Source organism: Vibrio tritonius, assembly GCF_001547935.1.
Lineage (GTDB): Bacteria > Pseudomonadota > Gammaproteobacteria > Enterobacterales > Vibrionaceae > Vibrio > Vibrio tritonius.
In genome coordinates this window covers 1,384,447-1,410,090 of the sequence record NZ_AP014635.1, presented here as the reverse complement: position 1 = coordinate 1,410,090, position 25,644 = coordinate 1,384,447, and the positions used below count along the sequence as shown (strand labels likewise).

Annotated in this window: 25 protein-coding genes and 1 pseudogene; 8 read left to right on the top strand and 18 right to left on the bottom strand. The window is 44.9% G+C overall.

What is annotated here, in order from left to right; all coding sequences use genetic code 11:
* The first annotated feature begins 64 nt into the window (after positions 1–64).
* Together JCM16456_RS06355 and JCM16456_RS06350 are read left to right on the top strand one after the other, a co-directional pair.
* Complete coding sequence (locus tag JCM16456_RS06355) at positions 65–1,261, top strand: cystathionine beta-lyase (protein WP_068713415.1); 1,197 nt, start codon at positions 65–67, stop codon at positions 1,259–1,261.
* A 281-nt stretch (positions 1,262–1,542) separates the two neighbouring features.
* A complete protein-coding gene (locus tag JCM16456_RS06350) occupies positions 1,543–2,622 on the top strand; it encodes an alpha/beta hydrolase (protein ID WP_068713414.1) in 1,080 nt (359 codons plus the stop codon).
* Between the two features lie 333 nt (positions 2,623–2,955).
* On the opposite strand, the gene JCM16456_RS06345 is transcribed toward JCM16456_RS06350, so the two are convergent.
* From JCM16456_RS06345 to pspA, 18 genes and pseudogenes are all read right to left on the bottom strand, one after another.
* Positions 2,956–3,348, bottom strand: coding sequence for a hypothetical protein (locus JCM16456_RS06345; protein ID WP_068713413.1), 393 nt, complete (start codon positions 3,346–3,348; stop codon positions 2,956–2,958).
* Between the two features lie 46 nt (positions 3,349–3,394).
* On the bottom strand, positions 3,395–4,294 hold the full coding sequence (locus JCM16456_RS06340; RefSeq protein WP_068713412.1) for a hypothetical protein: 900 nt from the start codon (positions 4,292–4,294) through the stop codon (positions 3,395–3,397).
* Positions 4,295–4,527: 233 nt separating this feature from the next.
* On the bottom strand, positions 4,528–4,692 hold the full coding sequence (locus tag JCM16456_RS23610) for an RHS repeat domain-containing protein (RefSeq protein WP_156430467.1): 165 nt from the start codon (positions 4,690–4,692) through the stop codon (positions 4,528–4,530).
* A gap of 497 nt (positions 4,693–5,189) precedes the next feature.
* On the bottom strand, positions 5,190–5,609 hold the full coding sequence (locus tag JCM16456_RS06335) for a hypothetical protein (protein WP_197655212.1): 420 nt from the start codon (positions 5,607–5,609) through the stop codon (positions 5,190–5,192).
* 2 nt (positions 5,610–5,611) lie between these two features.
* Positions 5,612–10,438 (bottom strand): RHS repeat-associated core domain-containing protein, encoded by a 4,827-nt coding sequence (locus JCM16456_RS06330; RefSeq protein ID WP_068713411.1) that lies wholly within the window; start codon positions 10,436–10,438, stop codon positions 5,612–5,614.
* Positions 10,435–10,935 (bottom strand): hypothetical protein, encoded by a 501-nt coding sequence (locus JCM16456_RS06325; RefSeq protein WP_068713410.1) that lies wholly within the window; start codon positions 10,933–10,935, stop codon positions 10,435–10,437. Before JCM16456_RS06325 ends, JCM16456_RS06330 begins: the two co-directional genes overlap by 4 nt.
* A 24-nt stretch (positions 10,936–10,959) precedes the next feature.
* On the bottom strand, positions 10,960–11,346 hold the full coding sequence (locus JCM16456_RS06320) for a DUF4123 domain-containing protein (protein ID WP_068713409.1): 387 nt from the start codon (positions 11,344–11,346) through the stop codon (positions 10,960–10,962).
* Positions 11,343–11,810, bottom strand: coding sequence for a hypothetical protein (locus JCM16456_RS06315; RefSeq protein ID WP_068713408.1), 468 nt, complete (start codon positions 11,808–11,810; stop codon positions 11,343–11,345). Before JCM16456_RS06315 ends, JCM16456_RS06320 begins: the two co-directional genes overlap by 4 nt.
* A complete protein-coding gene (locus JCM16456_RS06310; protein ID WP_068713407.1) occupies positions 11,803–12,327 on the bottom strand; it encodes a DUF4123 domain-containing protein in 525 nt (174 codons plus the stop codon). Before JCM16456_RS06310 ends, JCM16456_RS06315 begins: the two co-directional genes overlap by 8 nt.
* Positions 12,328–12,632: 305 nt before the next feature.
* Positions 12,633–12,929 (bottom strand): annotated as a pseudogene (locus tag JCM16456_RS24440) (PAAR domain-containing protein); the annotation flags it as partial.
* Between the two features lie 2 nt (positions 12,930–12,931).
* The gene (locus JCM16456_RS06300) at positions 12,932–14,992 is read right to left on the bottom strand and encodes a type VI secretion system Vgr family protein (protein WP_068713405.1); all 2,061 of its coding nucleotides are present in this window, start codon (positions 14,990–14,992) and stop codon (positions 12,932–12,934) included.
* A gap of 267 nt (positions 14,993–15,259) precedes the next feature.
* Complete coding sequence (locus JCM16456_RS06295; protein ID WP_068713404.1) at positions 15,260–15,778, bottom strand: Hcp family type VI secretion system effector; 519 nt, start codon at positions 15,776–15,778, stop codon at positions 15,260–15,262.
* Between the two features lie 256 nt (positions 15,779–16,034).
* A complete protein-coding gene (locus JCM16456_RS06290) occupies positions 16,035–16,571 on the bottom strand; it encodes a shikimate kinase (protein ID WP_068713403.1) in 537 nt (178 codons plus the stop codon).
* A gap of 19 nt (positions 16,572–16,590) precedes the next feature.
* The gene (locus JCM16456_RS23605; protein WP_156430466.1) at positions 16,591–16,746 is read right to left on the bottom strand and encodes a hypothetical protein; all 156 of its coding nucleotides are present in this window, start codon (positions 16,744–16,746) and stop codon (positions 16,591–16,593) included.
* On the bottom strand, positions 16,715–17,242 hold the full coding sequence (locus JCM16456_RS06285) for a DNA-3-methyladenine glycosylase I (RefSeq protein ID WP_068715929.1): 528 nt from the start codon (positions 17,240–17,242) through the stop codon (positions 16,715–16,717). Before JCM16456_RS06285 ends, JCM16456_RS23605 begins: the two co-directional genes overlap by 32 nt.
* A gap of 179 nt (positions 17,243–17,421) precedes the next feature.
* Positions 17,422–17,799 (bottom strand): envelope stress response membrane protein PspC, encoded by a 378-nt coding sequence (gene pspC, locus JCM16456_RS06280; protein WP_068713402.1) that lies wholly within the window; start codon positions 17,797–17,799, stop codon positions 17,422–17,424.
* On the bottom strand, positions 17,792–18,025 hold the full coding sequence (gene pspB / locus JCM16456_RS06275) for an envelope stress response membrane protein PspB (RefSeq protein ID WP_068713401.1): 234 nt from the start codon (positions 18,023–18,025) through the stop codon (positions 17,792–17,794). Before pspB ends, pspC begins: the two co-directional genes overlap by 8 nt.
* Positions 18,026–18,066: 41 nt before the next feature.
* Entirely contained in the window at positions 18,067–18,729 is a 663-nt protein-coding gene (pspA, locus tag JCM16456_RS06270) for a phage shock protein PspA (RefSeq protein ID WP_068713400.1), read from the bottom strand.
* 317 nt (positions 18,730–19,046) lie between these two features.
* Here pspA and pspF point away from each other — a divergent pair, with 317 nt between their 5' ends.
* From pspF to JCM16456_RS06240, 6 genes are all read left to right on the top strand, one after another.
* Entirely contained in the window at positions 19,047–20,072 is a 1,026-nt protein-coding gene (gene pspF / locus JCM16456_RS06265) for a phage shock protein operon transcriptional activator (RefSeq protein ID WP_068713399.1), read from the top strand.
* 172 nt (positions 20,073–20,244) lie between these two features.
* On the top strand, positions 20,245–21,870 hold the full coding sequence (gene sapA / locus JCM16456_RS06260) for an ABC transporter substrate-binding protein SapA (RefSeq protein WP_068713398.1): 1,626 nt from the start codon (positions 20,245–20,247) through the stop codon (positions 21,868–21,870).
* Positions 21,870–22,832: an ABC transporter permease gene (locus tag JCM16456_RS06255; protein ID WP_068713397.1), complete on the top strand. Its 963-nt coding sequence runs from the start codon at positions 21,870–21,872 to the stop codon at positions 22,830–22,832. The genes sapA and JCM16456_RS06255 overlap by 1 nt, the downstream gene beginning before the upstream one ends.
* A complete protein-coding gene (locus tag JCM16456_RS06250) occupies positions 22,819–23,706 on the top strand; it encodes an ABC transporter permease subunit (protein ID WP_068713396.1) in 888 nt (295 codons plus the stop codon). Before JCM16456_RS06255 ends, JCM16456_RS06250 begins: the two co-directional genes overlap by 14 nt.
* A complete protein-coding gene (locus JCM16456_RS06245; protein WP_068713395.1) occupies positions 23,706–24,692 on the top strand; it encodes a peptide ABC transporter ATP-binding protein in 987 nt (328 codons plus the stop codon). Before JCM16456_RS06250 ends, JCM16456_RS06245 begins: the two co-directional genes overlap by 1 nt.
* Positions 24,693–24,698: 6 nt before the next feature.
* The gene (locus JCM16456_RS06240; protein ID WP_068713394.1) at positions 24,699–25,487 is read left to right on the top strand and encodes a peptide ABC transporter ATP-binding protein; all 789 of its coding nucleotides are present in this window, start codon (positions 24,699–24,701) and stop codon (positions 25,485–25,487) included.
* The last annotated feature ends 157 nt before the right edge of the window (positions 25,488–25,644 follow it).

Below are 25,644 nucleotides of genomic sequence, written 5' to 3'. Positions count from 1 at the left end.
TTTTCAGATGGGTCGGCCTTGAAGCCGCCCATGTTTTACATCATTAGTTAGACAAGGACAGCCAATGTCAGAAGGTAAGAAGACACAGTTTGTCACCGCAGGCCGCAATAAAAAATGGACACAAGGCGTGGTTAACCCACCGGTACAGCGCGCTTCCACCGTTGTATTTGATTCTGTAGCTCAAAAACATCAAGCCACCGTCAATCGTGCCAATAAAGCGCTTTTTTATGGACGTCGAGGCACCACCACGCACTTTGCGCTTCAAGAAGCGATGGTTGAACTGGAAGGTGGCGCAGGATGCGCACTATTCCCTTGCGGAGCAGCCGCCATCACCAACTCTATTTTGTCGTTTGTCAGCACCGGTGACCATGTTTTGATGGTTGATACCTGTTACGAACCCACTCGTGATTTTTGTAATATCATGCTGAAAAAGCTTGGTGTGGAAACCACTTACTATGATCCAATGATTGGTGAAGGTATCCGAGATCTGATTCAACCTAATACTAAGGTGCTGTTTACTGAATCGCCTGGTTCTATCACTATGGAAGTGCAAGACATCCCTACCCTGTCACGTATTGCTCATGAGCACGACATCGTTGTGATGTTGGATAATACTTGGGCTGCTGGGGTTAATTTCGACCCGTTTAAACATGGTGTCGATATTTCAATTCAAGCTGCAACCAAATACATCGTGGGTCACTCAGATGTGATGCTAGGCACCGCTGTTGCATCAGCTCCTTATTGGGATCAACTGCGTGAACAAAGCTATTTGATGGGTCAATGCGTCTCTCCTGATGATGCTTACCTTGCCATGCGCGGCATTCGTACTCTTGGCGTACGTTTACAGCAGCACCAAGCAAGCAGCCTCAAAGTTGCCAAATGGCTTGAGCAGCATCCTCAAGTAGCAGAAGTTCGCCATCCGGCATTAGAAACCAACCCAGGCCATGAGTTCTTTAAACGCGATTTTACTGGCGGCAACGGGCTATTCTCGTTTGTGCTCAAACAGAGTTGTCCAAAAGCGACAACCGCTTTTTTAGATAACCTAACCCATTTCAGCATGGGTTATTCTTGGGGCGGATTTGAAAGCTTAGCCTTAGCGAATGAGCCAAAGAGTTTTGATGTGCTACGTACGGTTGCCAACCCGCACTTTGCCGGCACGTTGATTCGTTTACATATTGGTTTGGAAGAAACCGACGATCTTATTGCAGACTTAGACTCCGCACTAAAAATCTACCAAGAAGTGCTTGCGCAAGAAGCTTAATCTTCTTGAAGAAAACAGAAAGTTAAAGAGCGCTACGGCGCTCTTTTTTATATCAGCTGTATCGTCGTATTTTGTCCAACAACTTTCCATTCTTTAGCTTTTAGCCTTGTTTCGGCGGCTTCGCTTTTACAGCAGACAGGATTCATGTAACGACACTGCAAACCTCAATTTAAATATTGTGACATTATTTCCCATTATGGATGACGACACTCTCATCAGATTTAGCATAATTATGCACTTATGTTAGCGTAAGCCTCCCCTCATATCGTAGAGTTGACAACATGAAACACCTTAGTCGTATCGGTTATTCCGGATTATTATTACTCGCGCTGACTGCCCCTTTTGCCAGCTATGCAGACGAACAACCGCCACAACAAAAATCCGAAGCAGATATTCGCTGGGATGCAAGCGCCCCGATGGTTAACCTGCTGCTACAAGATGCCCCTGCCAGCAAATTTATGGAGCAGGGAGACACAGAAAAATCAGAATGGGGTAACTACGCAGGTGCTCTAATGTATTACCTGACAGCCACCAACCGCGATCCCCAAAATGCCTTTGCCCCTTATCAGGCAGCGGCGGCACTAGCCACTCTCAAGATCACCTCACAAGCAAAAGAATACCTCAAAGAAGCTGATAAACGTGGTTTCTGGCAATATTATATCGCCAATAATGACGACGAAATGGCCAGCGTTAGTGATAGTGAAGAGTATAAACAACTGCTGATCCACACTAAAGCACGCTACGACGTGATGGCCAAAGATGCCGGTCAGGCCTCTATTCATATTCCTAAAGGCAAAGCGCCCGCTGGGGGCTGGCCGGTGCTAGTGTGGCTTTCTGGATACGGCACTGAAGGTAAACAAAGCGACGGCATCGCTAAGGTTTTGGGCAAACGCGTGGTGTTTATTGGCATTAACGGTACAGAAAAACTCGACCATCACAGTTTCCGTTGGTCGCGCACCGACATAAAATCGACCCATTTAGCGATTCAAAACGCTCTGACCAAGGCGAAAAAATCTACCACAATCAACACGAATAAAGTGGTACTAATGGGCTTTTCACAGGGAGCATTGCACGGCGCACACCTTATTACTGACTACAGTGATCACTATATGGCCGCGCTACTACTCTCGCCCGGAGGTCATCAAACATCGTTTAATACCGCCGCGCCAAAAGGTAAACGCATCGTTATTAGTTATGGTGAAGATGAGTATGCCAGTAACCTAAAGCTGGATAAAAAACTCAGTGGTTATTTCGCTAAGGATAATCAGTTAGAAGTTGCCACCCATCCCGGCGGTCACTTTTTTGATAAAAACTGGAAAACCATCTACCCGACTTATCTTAATACGCTTTTCTCGTTTTAATCCAACAAACGCGCACTGGCTCTAAACTGCCAAGAATAACATCAGCTCAACATTGCCACGCGAGTTAACCCACGTGGCAATGTTTATTTTTCTGTATGACCAATCGGAAAAAGTCTTTCAACCCTGTGGCTGTGATTCTAACAACCATTTGCAACGTCCATGTTCACTGGCGGTTTAAGATAACTAGCGAGGGTTCAACTCCAGTGTCAATGCTGCGGTTGAAAGTAAAGGAAATAAATATGTTGTGAATGGAATGGTTTGGATACGCTAACATTAAGCCCATGACGGCGTATCCAGATCAGTTATGGGCTTTTATTGATCGAAAGGAATCTGCTAATCATGCGACCACAGGTCTAAGCGAGTGATTGTAAAATCAACCAGTTGTCCCACGCCTGCCGGTAACTCCCCCACCTCAATTCTAAAGCCTTTAACCTCTATTATTTGATTTTCTGGATCGATAGCGGTTGCGCGACCGACATACGAATATGGGCCCGTTTGTTTAATAAACTCCTGCTCTTTAAAAGTTGGTTGCGGCCAGTCTGAAAGAAAGGCGGCTTTGATATCAGCGTCGAGAACATGTAACAGGTTCGCGGTAAGATCACCTTGACGATAGTCTCCCAGACGACAAAACACCTCGATGGATAGCTGACCACTGTCAACCACCACCGTCGCCGTTTCCTCTCCGTAAGAATCCACTTTTTTTATCGTGATATGATCCCCAGACATGACTTATTCCTTATTCGTGGCCTGAACTGATGGACGTTTTCTGATGCTAATCGAGGGAATAATGCTTTAGCAACCCGTGACGGATATACAGCTTACCTTCACCAGGGCCAAACGCACTGAGGTCATCTATATATCTGGTGTCACCTGCATCATCGACATACTTTATATCGCATCTGGTGTAATCAACATCGTAGCCAGGACCTTTTGCCGAAATAGCATGATAGGTACCAGAATAACACCCATTCGTATGATACGTGTAAACACTCACAGGATAAGGCGCCCATATTTCAGCAAAACACAGCAGGTTCAGAATAAGAAACAGCACACCAAAAGGCGTACAATATTTAATCATAACCGCTTCATGTTTCTTCAATAACATGAGAGGAAGCAAGAAAGTGAGAGCTGTTCCCGCCGTCAGCAGCCCAGCGTAATTCTGTTTATACCAAAAAGGAAGATCGGCACCTCTGGTGACAAAGGCTAACTGAATCCAGAATAAAGGAATGGCAAAAGACACGATAACCCAAAAGCGCGGTTTTTTTCCTTTCTTAAACCCAGACTTATAGAGTTCAATCAGTAAAACAACAGCAATTAGAAATAGAATGCTCGCTAAGGGTAACAGCACTGGTGACAGCGTTATCACTAAATATATGCCAAATTGTGGGGTATCTGCATGTAACCAGGTGGCCGTTCCCAGAACGATAAACCACAATACCAATAGCCCAATGGTTACTTTGTTTTTCATCACTTTTTCATCGCATGCAAGAAAAAGTAGAAATAGCCCGATGGACAACAGAACGGGAAACAGCGTTAGCGCTAAATAGCTGCCAAATTGGGGGGCATCCGCATGTAACCAGGTGGCCGTTCCCAGAACGATAACCCACAATACCATTAGCCAGATGAGTACTTTCTTTTTCTGTACTTTATTTTTCTGTACTTGCTTTTTCATTACTTTTCCACACGAGCTATTGACGATGATTTATACAAAAAACGTTCGGTATGAATGCGACCACAGACATCAAACTCATAACGCCATTGGCGACTTTGACTGTTGGTGCCGCCAGCGAATCTACGACACTAAAAGCGTTATAAACGTATGATAATGTGTTGATAGATATCGATGTCAAACGAGCCTTATTTTAAGGTGAATGTCCCAGTTAAATCCCTGAATAGGCGTTGTATTTAACGGTGTGTGTCCCATTTAAATTTTTGCCACTCTTGCAAGGTTTCAGCACCATCGGCAGCCACCACTTTAATGACTCGGTTTCGCTCATCCAGATGGTATTGCACCACCCCGCCCAACGCATCATGGTGGTAAGTAATATGGCGCTCATCATCATAGCGCACTTTATCCCACCAAAAATCTCCCGAGCAGCGTGTCGCAATCGCCCGCCCTTGTTCGTCAAAATCGTGCTCAACCCAGGTATGAGCTAAGTTATCCCAGCGAATGAGGTACCCCTGTTTGTCGTATTGATAATCAAAGTTACTATTTAATTAACGGTGTGTGTCCCATTTAAATTTTTTCATTGATTAATGGTGGACCGCTTGTAGCATGGGTAACTACCCTTTTTACTATTGGTATTCGCAGGAAGCGTGGGTTCCGAGCAGTTGAATATGACAACCAGAATTGTCTTAATAGTGCTTAAAAAGAACACTAAGATGGCAGGTGCTTTCATAACGAAAGCACCTGCCACTTAAAAGAAATAATGTAGACTAAATTGAATTATATTTTTCTATTAATCATAAAGTTAGTCCCAAACGGAAAGATACAAGAACTGACTCCATTGCTTTTTTATGGGTGTTCTACTTATTTCCGACATTTCGTCACCCTGTTATTAATTTTTCTATTCATCATCTAACAAATTCATTGCCATTTCAGCAGCCTCTTTTATATCAGAATTGTTAGATTTCAGTGACACTATAAGTCCATCTCTTAGCATATCGTCATTAAAAGCAGCAGCTGTTTGGGTAACCCAGTATCTAACGCTGTCGGGAATAGTTTTATCTTCAAGAACCTTTTTTAATGTTTTTTTTACATCCCGTTCTTGGCATTTATAATAGAAATCTTCTACTACTTGATACACTCCCCAACCATCACCATCACCATAAGAGCGGAGAAACAGCTCTATTGCATCTTTATCTGGATTTTCAATAAAATACAATCTAACCCTATCATAGTTGTCAATAATATCTTGAGTTAAATCTTTATCTGATGGCATTGGCTGGTGCTTAAATAAAAAATCAAATGCGTCTTCTTTGGTCATGTTCATTGCTCTATAGTTTTCCATAGTTCTTTATTTTGTCGAATTAACTCACCCAATTGTCTATTAATAACGTCACGATCATAGCCAGCATTACGCAATATTTTACGAAGATCAACGATATCTCTAGCCAAATATTCTCGATTACTCAGTCCTTTTACCATCGGCTTTTTGTAAGTCCAAGTTAACTCATGAAGTTCTTTTGTCATATTAATGGTTATCCCCTTACCATGAGTTGTAGGGCTGGCTGCATTTTGAATAGCATGGTGTGGAGTATGAGTTGGATTAAGACCACTTCTTATATTAGCTCCCCTGACTTGATTATATGTACCTACATATAGATCGTCTCCTGGCTTAGCTAACTTGGATTCATCAGGATGTCCAGCCAGCCCCAGCGGATCCACCCACTCCATTGGATTATGCACATACGCCTGAGGTCGCAAGCCACCCAGCATACCTATTGGGTCTGAGCTGAGGTATTGGCCGCTGTCCGCATCGTAATAACGGTTTAAGTTATAGTAAAGCCCAGATTCTTTATCTTCAAGCTGACCTTGATAACGTAGGTCACAGTGCACTGGGTCGTTGGCTGCATCTTCAAATAGCCGCTTTACATTACTTTGTAATGTTTGGGTATGGCGATGCCATAAGCTTTGTTCACCACGCCACACAATATCACCGTCTTCTGCGCACAGCTCCCGAGGGGTACCGGCGTGGTCGGTCACCACGTAATGCAGTTTTTCAATAGCGAGCGTATGGTTGGTATCAACTTGCGCGACCGGTCTAAACGAGCCAGGTTCGTATATGTATTCTGTGCTTTGTAAGGCTTCACCATTGGCCGTTTTCAGCGTTTGCTGAATCACCTGCGCGCCATCGTAAAGATAGTGCACTTGGTGGCTCGCTTGTGCGCCTTGTTCACACTCTTTGGCGACTCGTCGCCCAAAGGCATCGTAGCGGTAGCGCCAGCGCTCACCATTAGGCAGTTCAATCCGGGTTAACCGGTCATGCTCATCCCATGTAAAGCGGGTTGCTTGTGGGCGAAAGCCCTCTTTGCGTTCAACTTTCTGTATTGCCCGACCACACTCATCGTAATGGTAGGTAAAGCGCCCTACTTGCACCACTCGCCCTGCGTTATCGTAGTGGCGTGCTTCTTTGGTCAGTATCGCTTGGCTAATAGGCACCACATTATCGGCGTATTGTGTGGCACTGGCCGTTTCATTTAAGTTCAGTTCGCTGTCGTAACCAAACAAGGTCACAAATTGGCGTTGGCTACCCTTATGTGGCGTAAAGGTACGTTGGGTAATTTGGCCATTTCGGTTAAGCTCAAAGCGTTCACTGCCCCAGTGGCTATCATCAATGCCCACTAAGCGGTCGAGGTTATCGTAGTGGTATTCCCGTAACGCTTGTGGCATCCCCGTGATAGTTTGCGTGCCTAAGCGCTGCGCTTGTAATCGCCCTTTCTCATCCCAATCGTGATGCAGGTGAAAACCTTGACCATTTAAACGTTGCTGCTCTAACCCCATGGGGGTGTAGTTAAACAGTAACGCTTGGTGGTTACCCACTTGCAGCCCAGCTAGCTGACCTTGTTGCCATTGGTATTGGCGTGGAGTGTGAGTGCCGATCAGTTGTTCGCGATAGCCCGCTTTATCATAATGGTGAGTCAGCGGCACGCCACCTAAGCTCTCTTGCAACAGTTGGCCACCCAAGCTGTATTGCATCACCACGTCAATATCGCCGTTTTCTGCACTGATTAAACGCCCAGCATCGTCATACTCATACCAAGTGCGACTGGTGCGTTCACCCTGTGGGTCGAAGGTGTGGTTTTCGGTTAACTGCCCATCTTGGTTATAGAGGTAGGTTAAGGCGTGTTGGTCGGGTTTGGTGTGTTGCACCAACCGCCCTGCCAAGTCGTATTGGTAACGCTCTTGACGTCCATCGTAATGGCGCTCGGTATGAATGCGACCACAGGCATCAAACTCATAACGCCACTGGCGACCTTGGCTGTTGGTGACCCCAGCAAACTCCGCCATCGGGTTGTAGTGATACTGGGTGACCGAACCCATTGGGTCCGTCGCCGAGAGCAGTTTATCAAACGCCCCATAAGTAAAGGTCGATGCATTACCTAGCGCATCCGTTACCTTAATGAGGTTGCCTTCAATGTCGTATTTAAAGCTGGCGTGGGTACCATCTTCATACCACACTTGGCTTGGCATGCGCTGCGCATCTTCATAGCGCCAGCGACGGGTTTGATTGGCGATAGTGCGCGATTCTAAGCGGCCTAACGTGTCATAAGCAAAACTCACCGCTTCACCCATCTCTGGGCGTAACCGCACTAAGCGACCAAAGTCGTCATAGTCATAACGAACCGCAAGCCCATCAGGGCCTTGGCTTAACGTGCGTAAACCGTGCTCATTGTATTCATAATGCCATTGATGACCATCAGGGTCGGTTACCGATTTGAGCGTGCCCGCAGCGTGGTACTCTAACGCCCAACTGGCTCCCAATGGATTAACATAGGCCGTGAGCTGCCCGGCATCATTGTATTGATATTGGTGAGCAATGCCTGAAGGTAATGTGACCGAAGTGAGGTTACCTAACGCATCGTAAGTGTATTCAGTGCGCTCTCCTAGTGGATTGACAATGGCTGAAAGCAACTCACCTTGCCACTCTTGCAAGGTTTCAGCACCATCAGCGGCCACTACTTTAATGGCGCGGTTTCGCTCATCCAGATGGTATTGCACCACCCCGCCCAACGCATCATGGTGGTAAGTAATATGGCGCTCATCATCATAGCGCACTTTATCCCACCAAAAATCGCCAGAGCAGCGTGTCGCAATCGCCCGCCCTTGTTCGTCAAAATCGTGCTCAACCCAGGTGTGCGCCAAGTCATCCCAGCGAATAAGATAACCTTGTTTGTCGTATTGATAATCAAAGTTACAGCCGGGGCCTGCTCGCACTTGCAATAAACTGCCATACGCATCGTAATCGTACGTCGCCAATGTTTCTAAAGGCTCACCATTTGCATCACACAAGGTTACCGATTCAATTCGGCGGTGTTGGGTCGCGACTTTGACATAGCGACCATCGGCCAACAACACACCTTTTAGTGTACCGCGGTCGTAAACGAATTCGGTTTCATGACCAAACCCGTCGGTAATTTTGCTCAGTTTAAGGGTATTGCCCAATGCATACCCAAAGCGATATTGCAAGCCAGACACATTGGTCAGGGTAAAGTCAAACCCATCCCGCTGTAGAACCCAACCGGGCTTGCGCATAGAAAGTGCTGGTTCATCTGCGCTAGGCAGTGGGAACAGTGCTCGACTATGATCATAATCGACCCATTCTGCCTCTGAGCCATTGATCTCTAAGCTGATATCCCAATTGGTGCGCCACAAACGTCCCAACAATCCTGCTTCGCGTTGACCTGTCGATTGATAATAACGAGTCATAGAGAGAGGCATTAGACCATCGACGGTGAAATCGGTACGGGTTTCTAGCATTTTACCCGTATTCAAATCAATCGGTTCTGTTCCCTTACATTCAGTTTCATTGGTGCATGCTTCAGATTCTTTTTTGGACACACCCGCTTTATTCGCCTCAGCCGTGCTGCCATCACCATGGGTTAGGTCCGCCGTACCAGCATTGACTTCCTGAGCATCTTTCAATGTTTTTTTCGGTGCGCTCGTTCCGGTCACTCGCGTGGTCACTTTTCCAATGAATTTATCCACTTGCTTGATAAGCCAATTGATCATTTCATCGATTTTTTTCTCGAGCGTTTCCATCGCTTTAATGATGCCTTCAAAGGCGCCCGCAGCGAGTTTGATAATCCAGCTGTCACTTTCGTTGATAACTTTCTTCAAGCCATCGATAATTTTCTCTATAAGCTCACTGGCTTTTTTCCCATACTCTTTTAAGGTGCTAGCTAACCCTTTTAGGTACTTAACGATATTACCGTTGGATAAACCACGTAGAACTTTGATAGCAAACTGAATCGACCGTGAATCGGATTTTTTCAGTGCGTTAATGATCGCTTTACCGGTTTTTTTGGTCGCATCACCAAGCCCCGGAACAAATCCCACCAACACAAGTGCACCTTCTGCCCAGTGCCAATTATCTAATTGATTACCCTCGTAAGTACGCCAACCCCAATCGCCTAAATCGTAGAGGTCCATGGCTTGCCCCACCACAGGAACAAACCCCAAAGCAATTTGGCAGAAAAGCAAGATCGCACTGTTATCTTGTGCATGGCCAGCTAATTCTCCTGCTAAGCCGCAGTGCATTTTGTTGACCGCTTTGCGTAAATCAACGGGGCCTTGATTAACCTTCTTGTCTAATTGCCAAAAGCGATCATAGGCTGCTTCGTATTTATCTGGCACATTAAAGGTGTCTCGATCCACATCGACATATTGGTCGCTGCTGTCATCAGCATCGTAGACTAAGCACCCCGCATTTCGCAGCAAGGTAAATAGCGCAAAATACTCCCCAGCTAACGCAGCGTATTCGGGATTTTGCTGTATAACAGGGTTATTCTCAGCAAGGGGAGTTGGCTTAAATTCATCACTCCCTTCCCCAAGCAACAATTCATAGCCGCCACAACCCATGTTGGTGACTTTGCACATCCCATTTGCATCAGTTTGTCCGGAAATTTCCGTTTTATTGCTGTCGGTTAGAACAAAGGAAGCATTTCCAATAGGCTTATCATCATCGTAGTGATAACGAATAAAAATTTCACAACCACATTCCACACAACCGCCATCAAGCACATTGTCAGTAGAAAAGTTTTGTTTTGCGGCCTCTGCACTCGACAACAATTCGGCCTTTTTACTGTCACTCATGATGGTGTTGATTCCTCATCGATATGGTTGACCGCCTCTGCTACTAAGCGATCCATGCGGCTTTCATTACCCACAAATTGGGGCGATTGCAAAATGGTTTGCGCCCAAGGGGCGAGATAAAATGTATCGCCTAACAATACTGTTAGACTTAAAAAGGTGGCGACTTCAGCCTGTTGCTGAAAACCCAACTGGCGTGCCTGTGTTACATGGGTTTGAATAAAGGTTTGCCAAGTATCTTGTTCCCAATCATGGGTGATTTCGTGCTGCTGAAAGAGGTGAGCCTGATACTGTTGGAAGATCTTCCGTTCATTCCACCAGCTTAAGGCTTGATATTGAGTGTCATCTAAGCGATTAGGCATCACCATAGGTATCGCGGAGAGTGGGAAGTCACAACGGCGCACCATGGCATTGTCCTCCCCAGTTGACCAATATCCGATTGTTTGAATTGGCCCTTGCAGCTCAGCAAGGCGCTCGTTTGTTGTGGCGTTCCACAACACATTAAAAATATCCCAATCGGTTAATCACAAAATGACGGTATCTTGGTTTGGCAGCTCAGCCAATGTCCATGCGCGAAAATGCTGCATCACCAATCGAATTTGGTCATCTAGATCATAAGAATGAAAAGACTCATGAAGCTGTACGGCTACACCCCAATGGGGTATGGAAGTAATATTGTCACTCAACCATTGCCACTCAGGCATTGGCAATAAGTAGGGAGAAATGGAGGCATGTTGCTCTCCCATTTGTCCCCAATAAAGGCGTTGTTCGGTCGCTCTGTCATCGGCGACCAAACTGCGTACATTATTGTTGATTGCAGCATCTGCAATAATAAACCATCCCGGCTGTCGCAGGTCTTTCTCCCAGTCTCCCATCGCAACGAGAGCGGTACCATTTAGATGTTCGTTCATGGTAATAATCTTGCCTCGCCTTCAATGTCTAACCAAAATTCCGTGCGGTAGTCTTCAAGCTCAACCTCACCTGCCTGCACTTTTTCATAAAACTTGCCGATCGCTTTGCGCAGTGTGAAATGACCCAACATTTGCAGAAATAGGGGGTGTTCATAGAAACGGTCAGCGATATAAAAGCGATATAACGCAAAGGTTTGAGCATCCAGTTTGGATACATCTCGATATCGCTGGGTTGCTATCTCCATTCCCTCGTAGAACCGCTCTGCCACCTTTTCTCTAGATAAGATCCACGCCGAGTTAGGGGCAATTTTGCGATAGGTTTGATCAATAATCCTTTGTAACTGTTCAGGATAGTAAAATTGGTCATGCTGCTCTTGAGTGAGCGTAATCGGAAAGCTCACAGTATCTTCTTCACTAAGCTCATCACGTTTGACAGAGCCTTGCTTAATTTCACATTCACGCAACCGGATGACGCCATCTTCTCGAATCGAGATAGTAAACCGCCTCATGCTGACCAATAAAAGCCAGCTTTTGCGCAGGTGTTAATATTTCAAACCAACGAGGCAGCACTTTTTCATCATAAAAACGCAACATCATGTTTTTTTCGTCGGCACTGATAAAATTAACCCACCGCTGCCAATGTCGTGCCAGCGATTCAAATGAACCATCAAATACCCCCACAAAACCGAAACGCTCCACTAAATCTTCGTTTTCACACAGCCAGTAATACAAGGTTTCTCCGGGGTTACCATCTGTTACCGAAATCAACATGGGAGCCACCTTTTCCAAATAAGCCAGTGGCGTACCTGCCACCAAAGAGCACCACTGCACATCATCTCGATATTGCATCGTGTCCCAGAATTCTTTGGCGGTCGGAAAGAGCGCTTGCTCAAATAACAAATACACCAATTTCCCCTCAGCGTTATCGAGCACAGGGAATAGCGAATTTGGATGTGGTTCTACAAGTGAAAATAGCTGCACGTTCTCTACTCTCACACTTTTGACGTAGAAGAGATCGAACTAGCGTTGTTATTCGAACTGCTGGTTAACTTGCTAGAACTTGCTGACGTTGAAGCAGATTTCGACAAGGTATTATCTACCGCTAAATCCACTGTCGTACTTGTTAATTGGTCCTGAATCATTTCATTAAACATATCGGGAGAGAATACAGGGCTATTCCAGACGGCTGATATGGGTTCGGCCAATGGCAATATCTTTAAGAATGTAGATTGCTCTTGCGCCGCTCCTTCACCACATGATTGCGTTGTGGAACTGTAAGGCGTATCGCCAATTAAAACGTCTCCCGAACCAGAAGCAACTGAACCACCACAGTCAAAAGCATCGCCCACACGGGCTGCAGGTTTACCGTTAATCGACACAGTTGAAGAGCCAGCATTGATCGTTCGACCATGCACGCCATGAACCACATAAGGACACGGACATGCATGTAATAGAGCGGCATCCCCCTTTCGAGCAGCCGGTTTACCATTAATGGATACATCAGAACTACCGGCAATAATGACGGTTGGTGGAAAACATCCGTGTCCACCAGCAGTATCACCAAGCCTTGCTGCTTTAGGCATACTTAACCCCTTTGATCCGGTTTATCGGGTTCTTGCGGTTTATCTGTGTCATCTGGCGTGACCATAGTTGGCGCTGTTCCGGTGTCAGGAGAGCCACCCTCGTTGATTTTCACTTTGGTTCCAGAGATCGTAACGCCCCCACTATCGATTTTCACAAAACCGCCCGGCCCTTTAATAGTCAGTGAACTATTTGCCTCTAACACCACGGTTTTGGCGTTGAGATAACTTTCGTTATTCACTTTAATTCTTTGATTCGCGCCGATTTCTTTCTCTTCAGAAGCGGCCACTTGGGTCACCGAACTACCATCAATCTTATTGATCACCCCGCCAGTAATATAACGACTGACTTTGCCCAACACGCGCTGCACAATATTGCGACCCACTTTTTGGTGATGATCTTGCCCATATTCTTCGGTGACGTTTTTACCCACTAACCGATGCTCATTTTCTGTGATCATCTCGTATTTATGACGCCCAATACGGGTATGTTGATCAACCCCTACCGATTCACGATGAATATTGTTAGTCACAATATCTTGGTCTTTTTGTGCGTGAATGTAGATTTGCTCAATACTCGCTTCATCTTCAAAACGAATTTCGTTCGAACCATCACCTTTGTGTGTTTGGGTTTTCAGCACCGTACGTGTTTTATGATTGGGCAAGACATAAGGAGCGACATTGGTGGCATGATAGGTTCGCCCTGTGATAATCGGCTGATCAGGATCGCCATTTAAGAACGAAACGATCACTTCATGCCCGATGCGAGGAATCGCGATAAAGCCATATTGAACGCCAGCCCAGCCTTGAGAAACCCGTACCCAACAAGAGCTTTTTTCGTTTTGTTGACTTTCTCTGTCCCACGGAAAATGCACTTTTACGCGGCCATCTTTATCACAAAAGATCTCTTCTCCTGCGGGGCCAACCACCTTAGCGATCATCGGGCCATCAACCTGAGGTTTTGGCTGAGGCGCCGCGCGCCATAATGTTGTTCCGGGAACACATTGGAACTGGTTAGCGTACGTTGTCGCACCACTGCCAGCTTCTTCTTCTAATGCTTGTGGTTGAGAGCCTTGATGAGTCACAACCGTCACGAGCCATTCACGATTCATTGAATCTTGCAAATGATCGGTTAGGGCAAACTTCACCCCAGCTTGCAATTTAGGCTCATTAGACTCGCCATGACCTGAAATCGCATCTCGGCGCAAGTATTCCATACGATATTCACTAAACGCTTTACCGGACGTGTCATCTTTGTATCGTCCTGGAAAATCGTAATGCTCATAGATCGCTTGTTGATGATCGAGATTTTGGCCTTTTTGCTGTTGTAAAAAACCATATGATGGCTTTTTAAAACTGTAATCTTGCATCACAACGCTGCTCGATTCACTCTGGTAATCAACATGAACAGCTGAAACATAAGGCGTATCAATTGCTCCCCCAGAAAGCCCGTTATAAGGCACTTCTGTTGATTTTTTTAACTTGGAAGTATCGTCGGTAAAAACAATAGTGTGCTTACCTTTTTCATGCTTTACGTAATAAACGATCCCTTCTTCTGCGGCGAGGCGGTGAACAAATTCGAGGTCACTTTCTCGATATTGAACACAAAACTCACGTTGAGCCAAGGTACGTTTTAGAGAAAACGAATAAGCGGTAATTTGCATTTCATCTAACAGAGAAGAAATGATTTCTTGAACCGTTTTAGTTTGGAATATCCGGCTATTATGGCGCAAAGATAAGCGCTCTAATGATGAAACTAGAGTGAGTTTGTAAAAAGTATGGTGATGACCAATATCGCCTAACGAAAAACGACGAACCACCCCGTGAACATACTGAACCGGTTCACCATTACGCCACACAGTAAGTAAGCCGGTTTTGTCTACGATATTCTCAGGTTTTAGAGTGTCATCTCGACTTGCTAATTCCAAATGGTAGCGGAAACCAAAACAAGGCGCTCCCGATTGCATGACTGAATCTGAAATAGACTCTTGTCCCTCATAGCTTACGACAAGAAACGCTTCCTCATCCTGACCATCGACGGTAAATGTATAGCCTAATGTTGCCATTGAATGATAACCCCTAGCCAATATGTTGTACTTAAATAACCTAAACGCCATAGCTCTGAAGTAAGTAACGCTATCGGGTTTAGCCTATTTCAAATACCTAAAAATAATGGTGTGATAAACACCCCTTTGTTAAGGACTATGCCAATACTGTCTGATTTGGAATACGAATCACATTAGCCCCAAACATAACGACAAAAGCGCCGAGAATCTCGACGCTTTTTCTTTTATCTAAGCAAGTTAGATAGCAATTGCATCTATGACAATCACTTATGCTTCAACAGGCTTACGCCAATCGTCAGAACCAGAAGTACCCGCATTTACGTGATCCCAAGTGATTTGACGGTAAGTCAAAGACACTGTTAGGTTTTGAGTAAAGTCTGATTTTGATGGATCTTGGCAGTGTGGCATTTCACAACGGATATCAACAATAGATGCGTTTTCTAAAGTCGTTGTGAAGAAGTTTTCTTGCTTACCTTCAATAGAAGTGCGGTACCATTTTAGTGTCACTGAAGACATCTTTTCACCTGAAGCCAATGCGTTGTATAGCAGTGGCACAGCTTTGTTTAGTGATACTGTGAATTTAAATGGTTTGTGAACACGTTGACCCGAAGGCTGGCCAGATTGAGGATCAGTCGGAACTGTCACTACGTGATCAAATTGTTGCACTAGCATTTCATCTTCATGGCCTTCTACGTAAGAATCGCCAATTGAATCTGATGTACATGCACCAGCAGTAATTAGCCCCTGAGTTTGACCTTCGATTGAGATATAACATGGAGTTGGCATTGCAAAATCCTTTATTTTAGTAAGTTAGGCACTATTCTGTGCCGCTTAACACTAAAGCATTAATGATGCCAATAACGAAACCAACATTATTATATAGTTATAATGTTATTTTTATCATCATAAGCAATTATTTGCCAACGTTGAGCAAATAATTGCTTATGGGAGTAAACTATTGCATACTCTCTTTAGGATACGATTAAATTGGATAGTTTTGAGAGAGATGAAATAAGAAGACTGGCGCTGACTATCACGGCACTTAATCAACCGACATCTGGTTAATAAATGCATCCACCTTGGCTGGGCTGGTTAATCGGACAAATTGAATATGACTGTAATTGGGGTCATCCAATAGAGCTTGGTAACGTGTTCTATTCTTTTTGTAGGTCTTTAATGTCCAGAGAATGATCGAGTCTTTGCTGAAAAATGCCTTACGCAAGCTCTCTTTATTACCCGTATTAGCCCAAATTTCCTTTTGACCTAAAGAGCGCACAATCGCACGTCTTACTGCCTGAAATAGTGTTCTGGCAAAACTGTAATCAATCCAGATAACCGTATCGACATCAGCCCATTTAATCGCCACAGTCCGATTGTAATTTCCATCTAAAACCCATCTATTTTGCTGTAATGCAGTTGCTAAATGGGCAAAGAACTCTTCATCAGAAGGCTCTTGCCAATTGGGTTTCCAATACAGTGCATCCATTTCTATAAAGGGAATATTGAGTTTTGCTGCCAACCTTTGACCAACTGTGGACTTACCACTGCCACTAGTACCGACAATATTGATTTTTTTCATCTTGTTATTCATGTTTAATTTAAATGGATGGGGTACTACGCAACATCAAACGATCATTGATAACGATCATTAATAAGGTAAAAAATAAATGATCGGTAGCTAGCGTGCCTGGTTTGTGCGTGGTGTAAAAAGCGCCATTATCCCTATCGACAAGGACAATCCACCAAATGGTCATTCACCATTCCGGTTGCTTGCATGAACGCATAACAAATGGTTTCACCGACAAATTTGAAACCACGTTTTTTGAGAAAACGGCTCATGGCTTTAGATTGTTCGGTCGATGCTGGGACCTGATGCTGCTGCGTCCAGTGATTAACCATAGGTTCCCCACCAACAAACTGCCACAGGGCGCTATCTAACGAACCAAACTCTTGTTGTAGTTGTAATGCCGCGCGCGCATTGGAAAAAACAGAAGCAATTTTACCTCGATGTTTCACCACGTCATATTGAGCGATGATGCCATCGATTGCTGAATCGTCAAGTTGCGCCAAAGCTGCAATATCATACTGCAAAAATGCCGCACGATAGCCTTCCCGTTTTTTCAGTACCGTGAGCCAGCTTAATCCAGCTTGCGCCCCCTCTAGGGTCAAAAACTCGAACAGTATCGTATCATCATGCACTGGGTTGCCCCACTCTCGGTCGTGATACTCTCTTTCAAGGGGATGGTTCATCGCCCAAGCGCATACGGGTTTGGCCGTTTCTTCGTTAGAAACGTTGGTTTCTGTTGTGTTTATTTTCAAATCCTTTGAATTAACTGATGAAGATGACATGGGTTTCACTTTCCCTCGTTGAATTGTTCGCCATGCTTTGGAAGAGAACCGTTTAGGTATTAAACGGGGTCTTTTAAACATTACAATTTATTAAACTCTCGATTGACATCAAAAGCTTCTGACGTCACATAAGCTTCCATTTTTTTTACACGGCTTTCCACTTGTTGTAAATCACGGTCAATCGTTTCCAATAGCTGTTTCGCCGTTTTCCCCTGTTCCCAGGGTTTACTTTTGATGGTATGCGTTGAGTATTCATTTTGCATATAAGGCTGCTTTTCTAACATTAATGACAGCGCGATATACAGTAAAATCACTAAAAACCCGCCACCAAGCAAGGTTGCTGATACCACTAAAATACGAACTAACCAGCGCTCTAACCCAAAGAAGTTAGCCACACCGGCACACACACCAGTAAGTTTGCCATTACGAGGATCCCTATAAAGCGGTGTTTTATTCATAGTGATTTCTCCAATTTGGTGACTCCACGTCCAGTATTTTTTCTAGTGTTTGTACACGCTGTTGCAATTGACGTGATGTTTCGCTGAGTTGATTCAACTGCTCATAGTCATCGTGACTCAATGAATCACTGAAATTCCGTTTACTTCGATAATGCAGAATTAACCATAATGGTGCGACAATTAAGATAAACACCATCAATGGGCCTACCATCAAAAATGACATCATGTTTGTTACCGCCTCTGTATCTCATTGTTGTTATTGTAAAATTATTTATCTTGCAATGCTTGTTTTAGTTTAGCTAGCTCACTATCGATTTCTTCTTGGGCTTGCAGTTCAGCAAATTCCTGCTCCAAATTTTTAGTGTTCGATTGCGCATAGACATCCGCTTCGGCTTCTAACTCATCCACTCGACGTGCGTAGTGATCAAACTTAGCCATGGCATCTTCTGTTTTATGGGTATGCAAGTGACGCTGAATATCACGGCGACTCTGCGCGCTTTGATTACGAATAATCAATGCTTGCTGTTTAGCACGCGTTTCACTGATTTTCGTTTCCAATTTGGCAATTTCATTGGTGAGCTTTTCAATGGTTTCTTCAACCAAGGTAAATTCAGTGCGCAGCCCGGCTAAAACTTGGGTCACTCTCTGTTTTTCCAATAGCGCACTACGCGCCAAGTCTTCGCGTTCTTTGGCTAACGCTAGTTGCGCTTTATTTTGCCAATCGGCGATTTGCTGCTCAACCCCGGCGATTTTACGTACCAATTCTTTTTTGTCCGCGAGAGAGCGGGCAGAATGCGTTCTTACTTCCACCAGCGTGTCTTCCATTTCCTGAATGATTAAGCGAATCATTTTTTCTGGATCTTCCGCTTTATCCAGCAAAGAGCTGATATTCGAGTTCACTATGTCTGCAAAACGAGAAAAAATACCCATACTTTACTCCTTTGAATCACTAACTACATGGTGTCGATGATTTGCCGTTTTGCAGCTAACCTCGACCCTATCACAACATAAACGAACCCTTCATTGCTCAGTTCGCTTTCACATATTAGTCAATACAAGAACAATGCCAAAAAAATAGTTGTTATTTTTCATGTAGTTAAAAAATACCACTTGAAAAAACACCTCACCGCATGGATAAATTAACTAACTAGTGGTGAATTTCGCCACGCTCTATTTGATTGACCACAACAAATAAACCTCTCACATATCCAAGGAGATTACCTTGGCTATCAGAATCAGGAGTACGTATGCCAAATACGCCTATAGGGGAATCACCGCTCTTTCACGCGGTGTTAGATAAAGTGTCCCATCTAGCGAGAATTAACCGCCCCATTCTGATTATTGGCGAACGAGGAACAGGGAAAGAGCTCATCGCAGAACGTCTGCATTATCTTTCCCCTCGCTGGCAACAACCGTTGGTGACATTAAACTGCTCAACATTGAGTGAAGGTTTAATCGACTCGGAGCTGTTTGGCCATGAACATGGCGCCTTTACTGGTTCAAAGCAGCGTCACCAAGGTCGGTTTGAACGCGCTGAAGGTGGGACACTCTTTTTGGATGAACTCGCAACCGCGCCTTTGGTGGTGCAAGAAAAACTGCTGCGAGTAATCGAATATGGTCAATACGAGCGTGTCGGTGGCTCACAATCGCTTACAAGCGATGTACGCGTAGTCTGTGCAACCAACGCCGACTTGCCAACTCTAGCGAAACAAGGACGATTTCGCGCTGATCTGCTCGATCGCCTAGCATTTGACGTCGTGTTTCTTCCCCCACTCCGTGAACGGACCGCCGATATATTGTTGCTCGCCGAGCACTTTGCGATGCGCATGTGTCGCGAACTGTCATTGCCATTTTTTGTCGGCTTTAGCCACTCGGCGCAACAGGCCCTACTGAGTTACGCCTGGCCTGGTAATGTTCGAGAACTTAAAAACGTCGTAGAAAGGGCCATTTATCAGCATGGCGAAATTGACCAACCGATTGAAGAATTGATATTTGACCCCTTTATCACGCCATGGATAAGAGAACCCACTGTCGATTTGTCCAATTCAGACAACATCGATGAAACTAGTCACGACAAAATAAAGACAAATCCACACATCAACTTTCCCATTGACTATCGACAGTGGCAAGAAGAAAACGAGCGCACGATTGTTAACCAAGCTCTCAAATCAGCTAAGTTTAATCAACGACATGCCGCTGAATTGCTGGGGCTGAGCTATCATCAACTGCGAGGCATATTGCGTAAACACGCAATTAAAGCAACCGAAAAGTGATACAAAACCTGGGGTGTAACAACGCCATAAATGGAGTTCGATTGCGATTAGGGTTGCATCTCTAAAGCAAATATCGTGGCTATTTTTGGTTTTGTTGCATAAAACTGATAAATTGATGAGACTTTGAGGCACAGTTTCGGCTATGACCTTAACTCTCTAACGCATCGGCGATATGAAATCATTAATCAAAATCACGTTAGGAATTTGTACTTTAAGCCTGCTTGCAGGCTGCGGCGATAAAACGGAAGACCACAGTGAAATTCGGCAAACTGGCTTCATCTATTGCGGTCAGGGTAATTTATCGACTTTCAATCCACAGTTAGTGGACAATGAATTGACCGCCAATGCGCTTAGCCCACAAATATACAATACCTTACTGACTCTTGATCCAACCACGTTATCGTTGACCTCTAGCTTAGCAAAAGATTGGACCGTCAATCTCGAAGGAACCGAGTACATTTTTACCTTACGGGATGATGTTGAATTTCAAACCACTCGTTGGTTTACGCCAAGCCGCAAAATGAATGCTGAAGATGTCGTGTTCAGCTTTCGCCGAATTATTGATGCAACTAACCCCTATCACTATGTTAACGACGGGATTTATCCGTGGTTTACCAGCCTTGATTTCCAAAATTTGCTGGTTGATGTTCAAGAGCTTGACGAACATAGAGTAAAATTCACGTTGAGCCGTCCCGATAATAGCTTTCTAGCCAATATCGCCACGCCACATGCGGTGATCTTATCGGCAGAATACGCACGCAAACTACGCCTCTTAGACGAGAAATCCCAAATCGACTCATTGCCTGTTGGTACAGGGCCCTTTTATCTTGATGATTACCAAATTCACGATTACGTGCGCCTAAAACGCCACCCTCATTATTGGAACGGTGTAGCTAAGATGGAGCAGGTGGTGTTTGATATTTCACAACGCGGGACCGGGACCTTAGCTAAGCTGTTACGTTCAGAATGTGATGTGCTCAATTCTCCTATTGCAAGCCAAATTCCAACCATTAAAAAACAGCAAAACATCACATTATCATCAACTCCGGCGATGAACGTCGCCTTTATTGCTGTCAATACCACCCATGCCGCGCTAAATGACGTGCGTGTGCGTGAAGCCATCAGTTTTGCATTAAACCGTCAAAACATCCTCGACTCGGTCTTCTATGGTTCTGGTAGCATCGCATACAATATGTTGCCACCCAACTCCTGGGCTTATGAAAAAGACCATTCACAAATACGTTACGACCGTAACTACGCATTAGGATTGTTACGCGCCGCTGGATTTGATAAAGGTCTTGAATTAACTATGACTGTACCTTTACAACCACGTAGGTATAATCCCAGCCCACGTAAAACTGCTGAACTTATCCAGTCTAATCTGGCTGAGGTCGGTATAAAGTTAACCCTGATACCAGAAGACCGCTTAGAACGTACTGAACTAGCAGACCGGGAACGTGTGGATCTAATCCTCACCGGTTGGGAAGGCACCACCAGTGACCCAGATAGTTTCTTACGTCCCATGCTCTCTTGTGATGCGAATCGAGCAGGATTGAACTACTCCATGTGGTGTAATAGTGATTTTGATTTTTTGCTCGATTTGGCGCTCGAAGTGGATCGACCTCGATATCGTCTTAACTTATACAGACAAGCACAAAATATTTTAAATCAAGAGTTTCCGGTGATTCCTTTGGCACATGGCATGCAATTTATCGCCTATAACAAATCGTTGACTGGCCTACACATGACTCCCTTTAGTCTCGAACCCTTCAATACCGTAGAGAGGGTTCAACCGTAATGTTTATCTATACTGTGCGACGTTTTAATCTGTTTTTGATTACGTTGCTAATTTTAACTCTAGTGGGCTATAGCCTACTGCGTCTTGATCCTTTTTCACCGTGGTCACAACAGGGCTATTGGTCTGGCTGGACTGTCTATTTAGGTGAACTCACCCACCTCAATTTTGGCACCAATAAAAACGGCATCCCCGTTGCAAAAGAGTTAGCCATGGTCTTCCCTGCCACCATGGAACTGTGCGTCATTGCCTTTATTTTCTCTCTGCTGGTCGGCATTCCCCTAGGTACGGTTGCAGGAATGAAACAAGGTAAATGGGTCGATACCCTGATTAAATTCGTTTCCATGTCTGGCTACTCAGCCCCGATTTTTTGGGTCGCTTTGATGATGATTATGGTGCTCTCACTACATTATCAATTTTTCCCAGTCTCAGGACGTTATGACCTGCTATACGATGTAAAACGGGTCACCGGTTTCTCGCTGATTGATGCGTTTTTAGCACAAGGACCATTTCGCAGTTATGCTTTGCAAAGCGTCATTGAACATATGATTTTGCCCTGCTTGGTGTTAGCGATATCCCCAACCACTCAAGTCATTACTTTAATGCGCACGTCCGTCTCGCATGTGATGTCACAAAACTATATTCGTGCCGCACGAATCAAGGGTTTGTCCAATTTTGAAATCGTAACCCAGCATGTTTTACGTAATGCAATTCCGCCTATCGTACCTAAATTCGGCGTTCAGTTGTCGAGTATGCTTACTTTAGCCATCGTTACAGAATCGATATTCGATTGGCCCGGGATTGGCCGTTGGTTGCTTGATGCCTTATCAAGCCAAGATTATGTGGCTATTCAAGCCGGTGTAATTGTGGTGGGAGCGCTAGTGTTAACCGCCATCATTCTCTCAGATTTGATCGGTGCTATGGTCAATCCGCTGGTAAGGAAAGAGTGGTATGCTAACAAATAACATTTACCAAGAAGAGCATATTCCTACACAGTTTCAGCGCTTTTGGCGTAGCTACCGAGCCGATAAGCTCAGTATGTTCAGCTTATGGTGTTTAGGGCTTTTAATTTTAATTACCATTCTTTCACTTTGGGTAACACCACACGACCCTCATGCACAAAGCAGTCATTTGTTGCTCCCGCCTTCCTGGGAGCCGATGGGGACCGTAGACTATTTCTTCGGCACAGATGACCTTGGGCGCGATATTCTCTCACGTTTGATCGACGGCACTCGCCTCACCTTTGGTGCCTCGGCGTTAATGACGTTACTGTCAGCACTCATCGGTTGCTCAATCGGCTTCTTAGCCGGTATGACTCGCGGCTTACTCTCAAGTACCCTTAATCACCTGTTTGACACGGTTATGTCCATCCCATCGTTACTGCTGGCGATCATTTTCGTCGCTTTCTTGGGCTTTGGAGAAATGAATGTGTTACTTGCGATTGGTTTAGCCCTAATTCCACGCTTCGTTCGTTCGGTTTACATTGCGGTACACACCGAAGTAGAAAAAGACTACATCATGGCAGCACGCTTAGATGGCGCTTCCGATTTTTATCTATTTTGGCATTCTATATTGCCCAATATTTTGCCTATGATTGTGGCAGAGTTTACTATGGCAATTACCATCGCTATTTTGGATATTACCGCTCTGGGTTTCCTCGGTCTTGGCGCGCAAGCCCCAAGTACCGAATGGGGTGCCATCTTGGGGGATTCGGTTGAACTGATTTACCTTGCACCTTGGACGGTGACTCTACCGGGTATCGCCATCATGGTCACAGTGGTGATCATTAACTTAGTCGGTGATGGTATTCGCCAATCACTGAACGCTGGAGTCGAATAATGCCTATTCTCGATATTCGTCACCTCACGATTGAAATTGATACGCCGCAAGGAATTGTCAAAGCCGTAGACCGAATGAGCTTGACGATGAGTGAAGGAGAAATCCGTGGTCTTGTGGGAGAGTCAGGGTCCGGGAAAAGCTTAGTAGCGAAAGCCATTGTCGGTGTAACCAAAGAAAACTGGCGCATCACAGCTGACCGGATGCGTTTAGGTAACGTTGACCTACTGCAGCTCACGCCTCGTGAGCGTCGTCGTGTTATTGCTCGAGATATCGCGATGATTTTTCAAGAACCTTCAACCTGTTTGGACCCTTCCGATGAAGTAGGAAAACAGTTGATTGAGTCTATTCCATTTCGAACCTTTGAGGGGCGCTGGTGGCAACGATTTGGCTGGCGTAAGAAACAGGCGATCGCCCTACTGCATAAAGTTGGTATTAAAGATCATAAACGCATCATGGAAAGCTACCCGTATGAACTGACCGATGGTGAGTGTCAGAAAGTCATGATCGCCATGGCAATTGCAGCCAAACCCAAAATTCTGATTGCCGATGAACCCACTAATGACTTAGACCCCATCACACAATCGCAAATTTTGCGTTTGCTTAGCCGAATGAATCAGGTCAACAATACCTCGATTATGTTGATCGGGCACGATTTGAATACCATTACACAGTGGGCAACTCGCATTACCGTGATGTATTGCGGGCAATCGGTAGAATCAGCAGAAACCCAACACTTGCTGGAATATCCTAAGCACCCTTATACCGTTGCGCTTTTAAAGGCCATGCCCGATTTTAGCGATTGGATTCCGCCAAAGCAGAAACTGCAATCACTACCTGGTTCTATTCCTCCATTGCAGCATTTACCGATTGGCTGTCGTCTTGGACCTCGCTGCCCTTACGCGCAGCGCCAATGTGTTGAAGTACCACAAACCAAGTGGGTCAAAAACCATAAATTCTCTTGCCACTTCCCGCTCAATATGGAGTAAGTCACTGTGAGTATTTCTCTTTTAGAAGTCGATAATTTATCGAAAGAGTTCGTGACCCGCTCTGGTCTGTTTCGTAAACGCGTTCATCATGCAGTAAAACCCGTAAGCTTTCGTTTAGAAGCAGGTCAAACCGTGGGATTTATCGGCAAAAATGGCTCTGGAAAATCCACTCTCGCTCGCATGTTAGCCGGAATGATAGAACCCTCTAGCGGTGAAATTCGTGTTAACGGCGAGCTATTGGAACATAAAGACTATGCAACACGCTGTAAGCTCATACGCATGATCTTTCAAGACCCAAACACCTCGCTAAATCCAAGGCTGCAGATTGGGCATATTTTAGAAGGCCCTTTAAAACGAAATACCAACATGGCCCCGGAAGACCGCCAACGCCGAGTAAAAGACACTTTAGTTCGTGTAGGTCTACTGCCTGAGCACGCCTATTTCTACCCACAAATGCTTGCCACAGGGCAAAAACAACGTGTTTGTTTGGCTCGAGCTCTGGTCCTCCAACCCTCAATCATTATTGCAGATGAAGCACTTAATGGTTTAGATATGGCCATGCGCTCGCAAATTATCAACCTCTTCTTAGAGCTACAAGAAGAGATGGGCGTCTCCTTTGTTTATGTTTCTCAGCACATTGGTGTGGTGAAACACATTACCGACAAAGTCATGGTCATGCACGAAGGTGAAGTGGTGGAATTTGGTGATACCCAAGAGGTTCTGTCTAATCCCCAACACCCGATTACCGAACGCATGATCGAAAGCCATTTTTATAAAGCGCCAAGCTTTAAATAACAAACAAGCTTTAAGTAAAAAAACCGACCTACAAGATAAAGCTCGCTATCTATTGAGCGGGCTCTATCACACTTTCAAATCCCACACGCCGAATCAAAAAATACTCAGCAAAATATTGAGTTAATGGTTAAACTTTCGAGGTATCCTCACGAAAGGT